The following is a 14,272-nucleotide window of genomic DNA, read 5'->3' as shown; positions in this document are numbered from 1 at the left end:
GGAGCGGGCTTGCTCGCGAATGCGGTGGTTCTGTCAATATCTCTAGTGACTGACACTCTGCATTCGCGAGCAAGCCCGCTCCCACATTTTTAATCCGTGGTGTTCACAGGTTTATCGGCGGGTCAGCAGCACGCCGGATTCCATGTGGTGCGTCCACGGGAACTGGTCAAACATCGCGCACTGGGTGATCTTGTGCGTGTCGTGCAGTTGCGCAATGTTCGCCGCCAACGTCTCCGGGTTGCAGGAGATGTACAGGATGTTGTCGAAGCGGCGGGTCAGTTCGCAGGTGTCCGGGTCCATGCCGGCGCGTGGCGGGTCGACGAAGACACTGCCGAACTCGTAGCTCTTCAGATCAATGCCGTGCAGGCGACGGAACGGGCGCACTTCATTGAGCGCCTCGGTGAGTTCTTCGGCAGACAGGCGCACCAGGGTGACGTTATCCACGGCGTTCTCATCGAGGTTGCTCAAGGCTGCGTTGACCGAGGTCTTGCTGATCTCGGTGGCCAGTACCTTGCGCACGCGGGTGGCCAGCGGCAGGGTGAAGTTGCCGTTGCCGCAATACAGCTCGAGCAAATCATCCGGGCGATCGCCCAAGGCTTCGTACGCCCAGTTGAGCATCTTCTGGTTCACCGTGCCGTTGGGCTGGGTGAAGGCGCCCTCGGGTTGGCGATAGCTGAAGGTGCGACCGCCCACGTCGAGTTTTTCCACCACGTAGTCGTGGCCGATCACATCGCGTTTGCCCTTGGAGCGGCCAATGATGCTCACGTTCAAATCCGCCGCCAGCTGGTTCGCGGCGGTGTGCCAGTGCTCGTCCAGCGGGCGGTGGTAGCACAGGGTGATCATCGCGTCGCCGGCCAGGGTGGTGAGGAACTCCACCTGGAACAGCTTGTGGCTCAGGGCGGCGCTGGCTTGCCAGGCGGCCTTGAGTTGCGGCATCAACTGGTTGATACGCAGGCTGGCAATCGGGAATTCTTCGATCAGGATCGGCGTGCGCTTGTCGTCTTGCGAAAACATCGCGTAGTGGCGATCACCGCCTTCGCGCCACAGACGGAACTCCGCACGCAGGCGGAAGTGCTGCAGTGGCGAGTCGAATACCTGCGGCTCGGGTGCGTCGAACGGTGCCAACAGGTCACGCAAGCGCGTGACCTTGTCTTGCAGTTGAGCGGTGTAGCTTGCGGCGTCAAAAGTCATGCGTTGAACCAGCCCAGCTTGATCACGAACAGGATCGACAGGATCACCAGTGCCGGGTTCAGCTCACGGTAGCGGCCCGAAAGCAGCTTGATGGCGGTCCAGGCGATGAAACCGAAGGCGATGCCGTTGGCGATGGAGTAAGTGAATGGCATTGCCAGGGCGGTGATCACCACCGGCGCGGCAACGGTGATGTCGTCCCAGTCGATTTCGGCCAGGCCGGAGGTCATCAGCACGGCCACGAACAGCAGTGCCGGGGCAGTGGCGAAGGCCGGCACGCTGGCGGCCAGTGGCGAGAAGAACAGCGCCAGCAGGAACAGGATCGCGACCACGATGGCGGTCAGGCCAGTACGGCCACCGGCGCTCACGCCTGCGGCGGATTCAATGTAGCTGGTGGTGGTCGAGGTGCCCAGCAGGGAACCGGCCATGGCGGCGGTGCTGTCGGCGATCAGCGCACGGCCCATTTTCGGCATGTGGCCGTCCTTGCCCATCAGGCCGGCGCGCTTGGCGACGCCGATCAGGGTGCCGGAGTTATCAAACAGGTCGACGAACAGGAAGGCGAAGATCACGCTGACCAGGCCGATATCCAGCGCGCCTTTGATATCCAGTTGCAGGAAGGTCGGGGCCAGGGACGGTGGCATCGAGGTCACGCCGCCGAACGGGGTGAAGCCCAGAGCGATGGAGACGATGGTCACTGCCAGAATGCCGATCAGCACCGCACCGCGCACGGCCAGGGCTTCCAGCGCGACGATCAGCGCGAAACCGAGGGTGGCCAGGATCGGCGCCGGTTGCTTCAGGTCGCCCAGGCCGACCATGGTGGCCGGGTTGCTCACCACGATGCCGGCGTTGTGCAGGGCGATCAGCGCCAGGAACAGGCCGATACCGGCGGCAATCGCCGAACGCAGGGGCAGGGGGATGCTGTTGATGATCCACTCACGGATGCGGAAGATCGACAGCAGGAAGAACAGCACCGCCGAAATGAACACCGCGCCCAGCGCCACTTGCCAGGTATGGCCCATGTGCAGGACCACGGTGTAGGTAAAGAAGGCGTTGAGGCCCATGCCCGGCGCCAGGGCGATCGGGTAGTTGGCAATCAGGCCCATCACGGTCGAACCGATGGCGGCAGCCAGGCAGGTCGCGACGAACACCGCGCCCTTGTCCATGCCGGTTTCGCCGAGGATGCTCGGGTTCACGAACAGGATGTAGGCCATGGCCAGAAATGTCGTGATCCCCGCGAGAATCTCGGTGCGCACGTTGGTGTTGTGTGCCTTGAGTTGAAACAGCTTTTCCAGCATGCCGGCTCCCTGTGACGCTATTGTGCGTCGTTATTTGTTGACCTCTAAGTCAAAGCACAAACTGCGCCAAGCGCCTGTGGTTTCAGAGAGGATCGGAAAAAGCGGCGCATCATACCAGCAGCCGAGGCCATATGGTGTATGGGCTGGGCCTCTTGAACAATCGCTCCGGATCATGGCCTTGAGGCATACTGCGCCGACGTTTAATTCAAGGTCATTGCCAGCATGAAAAAAGCCAACGCGTGGAGTCTAGCTCTGATCGCCAGTATCAGCCTGTGGCTAAGTGCGGCACCGGCGTGGGGCGCGACTGCACCGGCCTTGAGCGAAGTGCGCGTGTTCAAGGTCGAGTCGGCAGCTTGCACTGAAACCATCCCGGAACGGGCACAGAGCACCCAGATGTGCACGCACCGCGGGCCTACCCGGGTCTCGGTGATGGAAGTCGGCCTGGGCAAGAACCCCATGGGCCGTTTCGATGGTGCCGAGCTGGACGGCACACGCACGCCCATCTGCCAGGTCGGCAACATCAGCCAGGCGTGCAACGGCGCAGGCACCCTGATGGGCTACATCTACGTGTTCAGCCTGAATGTCGAAGCGCCCGGTTGGTTCGAGTACAGCAACTCGTCGATCAACGGCCCGCAGAACACCTTGAAGACGCTGCTCAATATCCGCTGATCAATCCCCTTGAACGCTCATTACCCCGGGAAGTCGTACCCCTGAGACGGCGACTTTCCTGAACGCCGCGGATGTACACCAACCCGTGAGGTGTTTATGAGCGCAACCCCCAACGGCGCGTCGGCTCGACCGTTCGCCAGCCACCCGATACGCCTGATCCTCAACGGTCAAGATCGCCAATTGGATGTGTTGCCCTGGACCACTCTGCTGGACCTGCTACGCGAACAACTGGACCTGATTGGCAGTAAAAAGGGCTGCGACCACGGCCAATGCGGTGCCTGCACCGTGTTGCGCGATGGCAAACGGGTGAATGCCTGCCTGACCCTGGCGGTGATGTGCGACGGCGCCGAGCTGACGACGGTCGAGGGTTTGGCCAGCGGCGACGTGCTCCATCCGATTCAGCGGGCCTTTATCAAACACGATGCCTTTCAGTGTGGCTATTGCACCCCCGGTCAACTCTGTTCCGCCGTCGGCCTGGCCAATGAAGGCCGTGCGCACACCCCTGCGCAAATCCAGGAATTGATGAGTGGCAACCTCTGCCGCTGCGGCGCCTACAGCAATATTCGCGATGCCATCGAAGAGGTTGTACTGGGAGGTGAGCAATGAATCCCTTTCATTACAGCAAGCCGGTGGACATACAGGAGGCCGTTCACCTGAGCAGCGCCGCCTCGCGCTTCATTGCCGGCGGCACTAACTTGTTGGACCTGATGAAAGAAAACATCAGCCGCCCCGAACACCTGATCGATATCACCGGCCTGCCGCTTCAAGGCGTGGAGGCGACCGCCGACGGCGGGGTGATGATCGGTGCATTGGTCAGCAACGCCGACCTGGCCTGGCACCCGCTGATCGAACAGCGTTACCCACTGTTGTCTCAAGCCATCCTCGCCGGGGCCTCGCCGCAATTGCGCAACATGGCCAGTACCGGAGGCAACCTGTTGCAGCGCACGCGGTGCTATTACTTCTATGACGCCGCTGTGCCGTGCAACAAGCGCGAGCCCGGCAGCGGTTGCCCGGCGCGCACCGGCTTGAATCGCATCCACGCCATCCTCGGCGCCAGCGCCCAGTGTGTGGCCACTCACCCTTCAGACATGTGCGTCGCCTTGGCGGCGCTGGAGGCGCGGGTACATGTTGAAGGGCGTGGCGGCACGCGGGTCATCGAGTTTGCTGACTTTCACCGCCTGCCCGGCGACGCGCCGCAACGCGATAACCAGTTGGCCGACGACGAACTGATCACGGCCATCGAGCTGCCAGCCGATCAACTGGCCCAACACAGCCATTACTTGAAGATTCGCGACCGCGCCTCTTATGCGTTTGCGCTGGTGTCGGTAGCCGCCGCCCTTGAGCTGGACGGCGAGACCATCGTCGATGCCCGTCTGGCGCTTGGCGGTGTGGCGCATAAACCCTGGCGTGACCGCGCGGTGGAGACGGGGTTGATCGGCCAGGTCGTCAGCCGTGAGACTTTCAGCGCGGCCGCCGACGCCCTGCTGCAAGATGCCGAACCGTTGGCGCACAACGCGTTCAAGATCAAGCTGGCACGCCGCGGGATTATTCGCGCCCTGAGTGATGCCGCTCTCGCTGGAGCACGGCCATGACTGCTATTGGCAAACCGTTGGACCGGGTGGACGGTCTGCTTAAGGTTACCGGCCAAGCGCGTTATGCCGGTGAGTTCCCGGAAGAAGGCTTGTTATATGGCAGCGTAGTGTCCAGCACCGTTGCCAAAGGGCGAGTGACCCGCATCGATGCCGCCAAAGCCTTGGCATTGCCGGGCGTGGTCATGGTGCTTGATCACCTCAACCGGCCGAAACTTGCGAGTTACGATGACGCGTTTGCTGATGCCGATGCGGCCGACGGCTCAGCGTTTCGTCCGTTGTACAACGACCGCGTGTTGTACAGCGGCCAGCCCTTGGCCTTGGTGATCGCTGACAACCTGGAACTGGCGCGGCATGCGGGCTCCTTGGTGGAAATCGAGTATGCCACCGAAGCCTTCGAAACCGACTTGCTGGCCGTGCAGGAACAAGCGCACCCGTCGCCACAAACTCCGCCTGCGCCACGCGGAAATTTCCAGGCTGAATGGAGCGCAGCCGCTGTCCACCTGGACGTGCACTACAGCACGCCCATCGAACACCACAACCCCATGGAACCCCATGCCAGTACCGTGCTTTATCAGTCCGATGGCACGTTGCATATCCACGACAAAACCCAAGGCCCGCAAAACTGTCAGGCCTATGTGCAAAAAGTCTTCGGCCTGGATAAAACCCAGGTGCGGGTTTTTGCCGCGTTTGTCGGCGGGGCATTTGGATCAGGATTGCGCCCGCAATATCAGTTGCCGTTGGCCGTGATGGCGGCCCTGGCGCTCAAGCGTTCGGTGCGCGTGACGCTGACCCGTCAACAGATGTTCACCTTCGGTTATCGCCCGCGCACCTTGCAGCGTTTGCAGATGGGCGCGGCGGCCAACGGTCGGTTGATGGCACTGGGGCACACCGCGATTGGCCAAACCTCACGTTTCGAAGATTTCAGCGAACACGTGGTGGAGTGGAGCGGCATGCTCTACCACTGCGACAACATGCAGTTGACCTACAAGCTGGTGCCACTGGACGTGTACACGCCGCTGGACATGCGCGCGCCCGGCGCCGCCCTCGGTGTGATCGGCCTGGAGTGTGCGATGGATGAGCTGGCCTGCGCGCTGGGCATCGACCCCGTGCAACTGCGCCTGATCAACTATGCCGAACGCAATCAGAACGAAGATAAGCCTTGGTCCAGCAAGGCCTTGCGCGAGTGTTACCGCGAAGGCGCCGAGCGTTTCGGCTGGAGCCAGCGCAACCCGGAGCCACGCAGCATGCGCGACGGCCGCCAGTTGATCGGCTGGGGCATGGCCGGCGGCGTGTGGGAAGCGATGCAGATGAAGGCCAGTGCCAAGGCAAGGCTCGACGCTAACGGCAAACTGACGGTCAGCAGCGCCACCACGGATATCGGCACCGGCACCTACACCGTGATGACCCAAATTGCGGCGCAAACCAGCGGCGTGGCAATGGACGATATCCGCTTTTTGCTCGGTGACTCATCGTTGCCCACCGCGCCTTTGCAGGGCGGCTCGTTTACCGTTTCGTCGGTCGGGACCGCGGTGCAGCAGGCGTGTGAAGCGCTTAACGTCAAGTTGCTGGAAATCGCCCGGCAGACTTATCCCGTGTTCAAGGATGCCGAGACCGTCCGTTTTGAAGGCGGCCAGCTCCATACCCGCGACGTGAGTGTGTCGTTGGCGCAGTTGGTCAAGGACGGCGGCAAAGACGCTCTGGAAGTGCAGGTCGACAGTGAACCTGACAAGAAGCGCGAAGGTTATTCAACCGCTACTCACTCGGCGGTATTCGTCGAGGTGCGTGTGGATGAAGACCTGGGCACGATCAAGGTGAGCCGTGTGGTCAGCGCGATTGCGGCGGGGCGCGTGGTCAATCCGAAGATGGCGCGCAGCCAGATCCTCGGCGGTGTGGTGTGGGGTATCGGCATGGCGCTGCACGAAGAAACCCAGACCGATCATCAGCTCGGGCGCTATATGAACCACAGCCTGGCCGAGTACCACATCCCGGTGAACGCCGATATCGGCGACATAGACGTGGTTTTTGTCGAAGAACACGACGAAATCGTCAACGCCCTTGGGTCCAAGGGCGTAGGCGAAATTGGCATTGTCGGGGTGGCAGCCGCAGTGGCGAATGCGGTGTATCACGCCACTGGCAAGCGGGTGCGGGACTTTCCCATCACCTTGGATAAGGTGCTGTGAAAACGTCGTGCTGATGGGGGGCGGGAGGGAAGTATCGAATGCCTGGCTTCGCCAGAATCGGGGGTGACTCCCACCCGCTATCAAGGTTTTTTCAGGTCGATGAAAAGCTCTGTTCTGTCTCGTGACTGAGTGACCGAGGTGCCCTGGTTGGGGGCTGCCTCGTCGAGGCTTACACCGCTTGCGCCTGTGAGCTCTGAAATGCCTCGTATAGGCGGTTCTGCGTCATAACTGGACACATGATCACTGCCAACCCTTGCAACCCACTTGCCTTGTGGTTGGCTGGCCTGGTCAGCATTAATGACACTGCTCGCGTAATAGTTCATGTTTTTAAGGCGGGTGGTCTTGGGCTCCACGGAGGGCACATCGATAGCTTTGACCCGTATGCCATGCTTTCGCATCGTCAACAGCAGGTCTCTGTTGGTGTAGCGCCCGTGGCCGGCATGAGCGCGGTCAATGAGCTTCAGATTGTTGCGCAGGGCAGGCGAGAACTCACCGGTTTCGAAAAAGTGGTCCAGGTCGGGTTGAAGCGAGTGATCGAACCCTTCGGAATACAAGGTGGTCACTTGGTTCTTCTTGAACTCGCCTGCGTTATCAATCAAAAACTGCAAGCCGGAGGGCTGGGAATGATCCTCGCCAAGGACCATCCCGGAAGATTTCTTGTAAACCGTGTCAATCACCTCTTTGGGCGAGGCATTTCTAGGCAACTCGGCAAGAGCAGGCCTCGGCTTGGTTTTTGCGGTTTTGTGATAGTCGTTGGCATCCGCTTTCAGCTTTTTATCAATCTTGTCCGTGACCTTCGACGTTGAAGGCTCGCCTGAGGCCGGGTACTCATAGGCGCCGGGGTCAAATGCTTGGTTCCCGGCGCCTTTCGTTTGCCAAGGGAATTTTATTCCCCCCGGGCCGCGAACGGCTTCCCACGTCTCATCACCGATATTACGTGCGGTCATCACCGGTTTTCGGGTGAAGGGGTCGATGATCTCGACGGTATCGCCTCCCAGTTTAAAACTGCTCTGGATCTCAAATACTCGGGTGGTTTTTTCGTCATGGCTCACTTTGATCAACCATCGGTCTTCGCCAAGGGGACCTTTGACTTGATAGATACCTTTGGCATTTGGTTTAACGCCGGAGATCAGTAGTTCACCGTCTTGCACGGCGTAGTCCTTGATATCGTTAGACTCAATGCCTGGCTGAGGATTAACACTCGGTTCAATTTTATGCTCGGGCGCAGGTGGCGTTTGCTCGCCGCTTTCCGGCACGGTCTCTGTGTCGGTTGTGACTTTCGGCTGTTTGATTTCATTGGCAACACCTTCGCCAGCGCTGCCCGCTTTCACAATATGGGGGAGCACTACCAAGCCGGCATTGAATACGCCGAATATGATTCGCTCATTGCCCTTTGGTTTGCCTTTTATTTTATCGTCGACGCCTATACCGCCTTCGGTTGCCCCAACAGCCAGATAGAAGAGGCTCAGCGCCGATTCGACTTCGGGCATGACCAACGCCAGCGGCGCGAGAAATAGCGCCGCTTTCATTGCCTTGTCGACGCCGGCAAGGACATGTTCTTTATTGACGTCTGCATCAGTGGTTATTTCGGTGGCTGCGTCGGAGTAGGAGCGCTCCTTTTGGCGTTTTGCGACTTCCTCGAAGGGTAAGTTGCTGGGCTCTGTCGTGATGAACTCCTGCGGGTTCCAGAAACCGGAAAATGCCCGATGATCATAGGAAAGCAAACCGCCGGGTGTCTCGCGTTTTTCAGGCCAAGTCCCGAGCCCAGCGAGTGTCTCGTCTATCCCCGCCCGGGCGTAGCCGTTGGGTTTGTCCTTAAGGGGGAAATGCGCGGCCAGCGCTGCACGTTTCATCGGATCAGCCAGTTGGCTGGCGAGCCATGTCTTCATTTCAGCCTGGCTACTGAAGGTGTGAATGGGCGATGAATTCCCTGGAATGTAAAGCAGCGTCAGCGGTGGGATCTTGTTTCCGTTGGCATCCAGTCTGACTTTGGTATCTGTGATGTAAACCAGGTCGGTGGATTGATAGTCGCCAATCTTGAGCAGGCCAACTTCAATATTCGGGTCCTTCGGTGGGTTTTTCTGCAGTTGCTCAATTGTGATATCCGGCCAGGATGTCTGGCTGTCTGGCAAACCGACAGCCCGCAGAACCAACTTCCGGCCTTCGTCGGTGAGGCTACCCTCCTGGTGCTGGGCCATGGCTGATTTGGCGAAGGAAGCTTTGGCTAACGTCGGGTATTTTTCTTTGTGAGTGTTCCAGAAAGTGTCCAGAAACGTCGTGTAGGGCGTTTGAAAGTCGGCCTTCCAAATCAGTTTCTTGAACTCCTCCGGTGTGATCAAACTCTGGTTGCCACCGTTGTAGACGGGGGCAACTGACTCAGGGGATTCAATGTAAATCCCTTGATAGGTATGGGTGATGTCAGATTTTTCACTGTTTGGGTTGAAGCGGCTTGAGAAGTCAAACGCGCCAGGTTTCTCGGTTTTAATCTCAGGCTTGACGATTACTTCTGGTCCCCCTGGGTAGAAGGGCACCAAGTAGCCTTTTCCCGTTGGCGTATCTTGTGCGTTGGTGATAAGCGCCTGGGTGAGCGAGATCCTCTTGAGGACTTTCGCCGGGTAAGGGGCTTTGCCCTGGGTGTTGTAGTCGAACGTGACCAGGTAGGTGTTATCCGGGTCAATATTCCACTTTTCCTTTTCGGCAGGGGTCTGTGCCTTTGCTGCCATTTCGGCGAATTTCTTTTTCAGGAAAATGGAGGCTTCTTGCGAGACCGACTTGAATGACTCGTTGATTTCCACCGTGGCGGGGTCAACGCTGGGGTTCGGGCCTACATCGACGGGTACTGTCACTTTTTGACCCGTGCCGATGTTTTTATCGAGCCTGGGGTTATCACCGACAGTGTTCTGGGCGCTTGGAGCCTCATCAACAGTGCGTTTAAGGCGCGTGTGCGTGGGCAGTGGCAGATGAGTGTTGGTGGGAGGGGGCAAAGCCCCGGATCTGACGTGCATGGCTGTAATCCGGATGTGTTTGGCGGCAAAGGTTTCCTTTTGTGTGGTTGCGAAGTAAGAAGGGTTCCAGTGCCACTGTCAGCCTTTTCATCTTTTGATATAGGGCGTAGCCATGGCGTTGGTGAAACGGTGTTTAAGTTTTTTCCTCCCCCTTCGGCACATGCATGCGGTCGCGATTGGCCAGTGTCGGGAACAGCTTGATCCACACCCCAGTCACCAGCAGCGTCCCAACCCCGCCCATCACTACAGCCGGCACGGTGCCGAACCAGTGGGCCGTGATGCCCGACTCGAACTCGCCCAATTGGTTGGATGCACCGATAAACAGGCCGTTGACCGCGCTGACCCGCCCACGCATTTCATCCGGTGTTTCCAATTGCACGAACGATGCGCGGATCACCATGCTGATCATGTCCGCTGCGCCCAGTACCACCAGCACGGCCAGGGAAAACCAGAACGAGGTCGACAGGCCGAAGGCGATGGTTGCCACGCCAAACACACCCACCGCCGTGAACATGACACGGCCCACCTGGCGGTCGACCGAGAACCGCGCCAGCCACAGCGACATCAACAATGCCCCCACCGCAGGCGCCGAGCGCAACAGGCCCAGCCCCCAGGCGCCGGTCAGCAGGATGTCCTTGGCAAACACCGGCAGCAGCGCAGTGGCGCCACCCAGCAGCACGGCGAACAGGTCCAGGGAGATGGCGCCGAGGATGTCCGGGCGGCTGCGGATAAAGCGAATCCCGGCGAGCAGCGAGTCCAGGGTGGCCTTGGCTTTGTTCAACGGCGTCTGGCGCGCAGGCAGGTTCAGGGTCAGCACGCAGGCAATCAGGTACAGCGCCACGGTGGGTCCGTAGACCCATACGCTGCCGAACGCATAGAGCAGGCCGCCGAGGGCCGGTGCGACGATGGTCGCCAGTTGCTGGGCCGATTGCGACGACGCCACCGCACGCGGAAACAGTGCGGTCGGCACGATGCTGGGCAGCAGCGCCTGGGTGGTGGGCATTTCAAAGGAGCGTGCGGCGCCCAGCAGGAAGGCGAGGATGAAGATCATCTCGCGGGTCACGTTGCCGGTCAGGCCGCCAATGGCCAGGCTCAGGGCGATCAACGCCTGCACGGTCTGGCAGATGGCCGCCACCTTGCGCCGCTCGTAGCGGTCGGCCACATGCCCGGTGTGCAGCATGAACAGCACGCGTGGCACAAATTCCACCAGGCCGACCAGCCCCAGGTCCAACACATTGCCGGTCAGTTGGTAGAGGTTCCAGCCGATGGCCACGGTGAGCATCTGGAAGCCGCTGGCGGTGAAGATGCGCGCCAGCCAGAACGCGATGAAAGGGCGGTGGTGACGCAACAGCAACGCGGGTTCACTAGGCATCGGAGGTTCAGATCAGGGCCGGAGGGAGCGCCGAGGTTATCATTAAGTTGTAACAGATAGTTGCAACAACTGAGCTGAGGCAGTCTGTCACGCGGCAAAAGACCACGCCGTCCTACGTCAAAATTAGGACTACTCTTTCAGCAATGCTTGATCCAGATCAAAACCCACGCGGGGATTGCTCTGGCGGCCGCAAGGCCAGATTCCCTACGTGGTTGGTTAAAAAAGAAACGAATTTGAATTCGCCACACTCCATATCCGTGGGGGCAGTGGGTGCAGGCTCCCAGCCAGCAGCCGGTATTACCTGACAGAGGAAGACTTATGTTCGGTTTGGAGGCGCTAGATCTCGCCCGAATTCAATTCGCATTCACCATCTCTTTCCACATCCTGTTCCCGGCGATCACCATCGGCCTGGCCAGTTACCTCGCGGTACTGGAAGGCCTGTGGCTCAAGACCCACAACGACACCTACCGTGACCTCTACCATTTCTGGTCGAAGATCTTTGCCGTCAACTTTGGTATGGGCGTGGTCTCCGGTTTGGTCATGGCCTACCAGTTCGGCACCAACTGGAGCCGCTTCTCGGACTTCGCCGGCGCCGTCACCGGGCCGCTGTTGACGTACGAAGTGCTCACGGCCTTCTTCCTTGAAGCCGGTTTTCTTGGGGTGATGCTGTTCGGCTGGAACAAGGTGGGGCGCAACCTGCACTTCTTCTCCACCGTGATGGTTGCGGTCGGTACGCTCATTTCGACGTTCTGGATCCTGTCGTCCAACAGCTGGATGCAGACGCCCCAGGGCTTCGAGATCATTGATGGGCGCGTGATCCCGACTGACTGGTTTGCAGTGGTCTTCAACCCGTCGTTCCCGTATCGCCTGGCGCACATGGCCACGGCGGCCTTCGTGGCCACCGCGTTCTTTGTCGGCTCTTCGGCGGCCTGGCACTTGCTACGCGGCAAGGACAACCCGGCGATCCGCAAGATGCTCTCGATGGCGATGTGGATGGCGCTCATCGTTGCGCCCATCCAGGCAGTGATCGGTGACTTCCACGGCCTCAATACCCTCAAGCACCAACCGGCGAAAATCGCTGCGATTGAAGGCCACTGGGAAAACATCGGTAACGAACCAACGCCGCTGATCCTGTTCGGCTGGCCTGACATGAAGGCCGAAAAAACCAAATACGCGGTGGAGATTCCCTACCTGGGCAGCCTGATCCTGACCCACTCCCTGGATAAACAGGTGCCGGCGCTCAAGGAGTTCCCGCCTGAGGATCGTCCTAATTCCGCCATTGTGTTCTGGTCGTTCCGGGTCATGGTCGGCCTGGGCTTCCTGATGATCTTCACCGGTTTGTTCAGCCTGTGGCTGCGCCGGGGCGACAAGATGTACACGTCCAAGCCGTTCCTGTACCTGGCGTTGTGGATGGGCCCGTCTGGCCTGATCGCGATTCTCGCCGGTTGGTTCACCACCGAAATCGGCCGTCAGCCGTGGGTGGTCTACGGGTTGATGCGCACGGCGGATGCTTCATCGGGGCATAGCCTGGCGCAGATGACGATCACCCTGGTGTTGTTCGTGGTGGTGTATTTCGCGCTGTTTGGTGCAGGCCTGGGCTACATGATGCGCCTGGTGCGCAAAGGCCCTGTAACCCATGAAGGCACAGAGCCAACCCACGGTGGCCCCGGCCAGAAACGCACGCCGGCCCGTCCGCTGTCTGCCGCAGACGATGACAGCGATGACGACCACACCCACATCCAGCACAAGGGGCATTGAGATGGGTATTGATCTTCCGCTGATCTGGGCCGTGATCATCATCTTCGGCATCATGATGTACGTGGTCATGGACGGCTTCGACCTGGGCATCGGTATCCTCTTTCCGTTCATCCCGGGCAAGACTGACCGTGACGTGATGATGAACACCGTCGCCCCGGTATGGGACGGTAACGAAACCTGGCTGGTACTCGGTGGCGCCGCGCTGTTTGGTGCGTTCCCGCTGGCCTATTCGGTGGTGTTGTCGGCGCTGTACCTGCCGCTGATTTTGATGCTGATCGGGCTGATCTTTCGCGGCGTGGCCTTCGAGTTCCGTTTCAAGGCCAAGGACCACAAGCGTCACCTGTGGGACAAGGCGTTCATCGGTGGCTCGCTGGCGGCCACGTTCTTCCAGGGCGTGGCGCTGGGCGCCTTTATCGATGGCATCCCGGTGGTCGACCGCCAGTTTGCCGGGGGCTCCCTGGACTGGCTCACGCCGTTCACGATGTTCTGCGGTGTGGCCCTGGTGGTGGCCTATGCCTTGCTCGGCTGCACCTGGCTGATCATGAAGACCGAAGGCAAGCTGCAGGAACAGATGCACAACCTGGCGCGGCCCCTGGCCTTCGTGGTGTTGGCCGTGATCGGTATCGTCAGCCTGTGGACGCCGCTGGCGCACCCGGAAATCGCCTCGCGCTGGTTCACCTTGCCGAATCTGTTCTGGTTCCTGCCGGTGCCGATCCTGGTGCTGGTGACCATGTACGGGTTGATCCGCGCCGTGGCGCGCAATGCGCACTACACGCCGTTCCTGCTGACGCTGGTGCTGATCTTCCTCGGCTACAGCGGCCTGGGGATCAGCCTGTGGCCGAATATCATTCCGCCATCGGTATCGATCTGGGACGCCGCCGCGCCACCGCAGAGCCAGGGCTTCATGCTGGTGGGCACGCTATTCATCATCCCGTTCATCCTGGGCTACACCTTCTGGAGCTACTACGTGTTCCGCGGCAAGGTCACCCACGAAGACGGCTACCACTAGGAGGGTCGCGACATGGCGGGCAAACCTTCGTTGCACGAGATTGAACAGGCCGAGAAACAGCCGTTGTGGCGGCGCCTGGGGTGGTTGGTGATGATCTGGACCGGCAGCGTGCTGGCCCTGTTTGTCGTGGCCAGCCTGATGCGCATGTTCATGAATGCAGCCGGCCTGACCACCCACTGACATCCCGATCCGGGCTTCGCGGCC

Annotated in this window: 11 protein-coding genes; 7 read left to right on the top strand and 4 right to left on the bottom strand. The window is 60.0% G+C overall.

The window, feature by feature from the left end; all coding sequences use genetic code 11:
• Positions 1 to 111: 111 nt before the first annotated feature.
• Both trmA and ACVWVP_RS19100 read right to left on the bottom strand, forming a co-directional pair.
• Positions 112 to 1,191 (bottom strand): tRNA (uridine(54)-C5)-methyltransferase TrmA, encoded by a 1,080-nt coding sequence (gene trmA / locus ACVWVP_RS19105; RefSeq protein ID WP_178919473.1) that lies wholly within the window; start codon positions 1,189 to 1,191, stop codon positions 112 to 114.
• Positions 1,188 to 2,483, bottom strand: coding sequence for an NCS2 family permease (locus tag ACVWVP_RS19100; RefSeq protein WP_025858939.1), 1,296 nt, complete (start codon positions 2,481 to 2,483; stop codon positions 1,188 to 1,190). The genes trmA and ACVWVP_RS19100 overlap by 4 nt, the downstream gene beginning before the upstream one ends.
• Positions 2,484 to 2,705: 222 nt before the next feature.
• Between ACVWVP_RS19100 and ACVWVP_RS19095 the strand changes: the two genes are divergently transcribed.
• The 4 genes from ACVWVP_RS19095 to ACVWVP_RS19080 all read left to right on the top strand — a co-directional run bounded on the left by ACVWVP_RS19095 (position 2,706) and on the right by ACVWVP_RS19080 (position 6,924).
• Complete coding sequence (locus ACVWVP_RS19095; RefSeq protein WP_178919474.1) at positions 2,706 to 3,152, top strand: DUF4879 domain-containing protein; 447 nt, start codon at positions 2,706 to 2,708, stop codon at positions 3,150 to 3,152.
• A gap of 96 nt (positions 3,153 to 3,248) precedes the next feature.
• Positions 3,249 to 3,758, top strand: a complete 510-nt coding sequence (locus ACVWVP_RS19090) for a (2Fe-2S)-binding protein (protein WP_178919476.1) — start codon at positions 3,249 to 3,251, stop codon at positions 3,756 to 3,758.
• Positions 3,755 to 4,744 (top strand): FAD binding domain-containing protein, encoded by a 990-nt coding sequence (locus ACVWVP_RS19085; RefSeq protein WP_457407583.1) that lies wholly within the window; start codon positions 3,755 to 3,757, stop codon positions 4,742 to 4,744. Before ACVWVP_RS19090 ends, ACVWVP_RS19085 begins: the two co-directional genes overlap by 4 nt.
• Entirely contained in the window at positions 4,741 to 6,924 is a 2,184-nt protein-coding gene (locus ACVWVP_RS19080; RefSeq protein ID WP_457407581.1) for a xanthine dehydrogenase family protein molybdopterin-binding subunit, read from the top strand. Before ACVWVP_RS19085 ends, ACVWVP_RS19080 begins: the two co-directional genes overlap by 4 nt.
• A gap of 80 nt (positions 6,925 to 7,004) precedes the next feature.
• Here ACVWVP_RS19080 and ACVWVP_RS19075 read toward each other — a convergent pair whose 3' ends face one another.
• Complete coding sequence (locus tag ACVWVP_RS19075; protein ID WP_457407580.1) at positions 7,005 to 9,929, bottom strand: membrane-targeted effector domain-containing toxin; 2,925 nt, start codon at positions 9,927 to 9,929, stop codon at positions 7,005 to 7,007.
• 133 nt (positions 9,930 to 10,062) lie between these two features.
• Positions 10,063 to 11,301: an MFS transporter gene (locus tag ACVWVP_RS19070; protein ID WP_178919484.1), complete on the bottom strand. Its 1,239-nt coding sequence runs from the start codon at positions 11,299 to 11,301 to the stop codon at positions 10,063 to 10,065.
• A gap of 318 nt (positions 11,302 to 11,619) precedes the next feature.
• Between ACVWVP_RS19070 and ACVWVP_RS19065 the strand changes: the two genes are divergently transcribed.
• The 3 genes from ACVWVP_RS19065 to ACVWVP_RS19055 are packed head-to-tail and all read left to right on the top strand — an operon-like array spanning position 11,620 to position 14,248.
• Complete coding sequence (locus ACVWVP_RS19065; protein WP_457407578.1) at positions 11,620 to 13,059, top strand: cytochrome ubiquinol oxidase subunit I; 1,440 nt, start codon at positions 11,620 to 11,622, stop codon at positions 13,057 to 13,059.
• 1 nt (position 13,060) lies between these two features.
• Complete coding sequence (gene cydB / locus ACVWVP_RS19060) at positions 13,061 to 14,068, top strand: cytochrome d ubiquinol oxidase subunit II (RefSeq protein ID WP_176998469.1); 1,008 nt, start codon at positions 13,061 to 13,063, stop codon at positions 14,066 to 14,068.
• 12 nt (positions 14,069 to 14,080) lie between these two features.
• On the top strand, positions 14,081 to 14,248 hold the full coding sequence (locus ACVWVP_RS19055) for a DUF2474 domain-containing protein (protein ID WP_457407577.1): 168 nt from the start codon (positions 14,081 to 14,083) through the stop codon (positions 14,246 to 14,248).
• Positions 14,249 to 14,272 lie beyond the last annotated feature (24 nt).

This window comes from Pseudomonas sp. TE24901, from assembly GCF_054058375.1.
The sequence above is the reverse complement of the archived record's forward strand: the minus strand, read 5'-3'. Positions and strand labels throughout refer to the sequence as shown.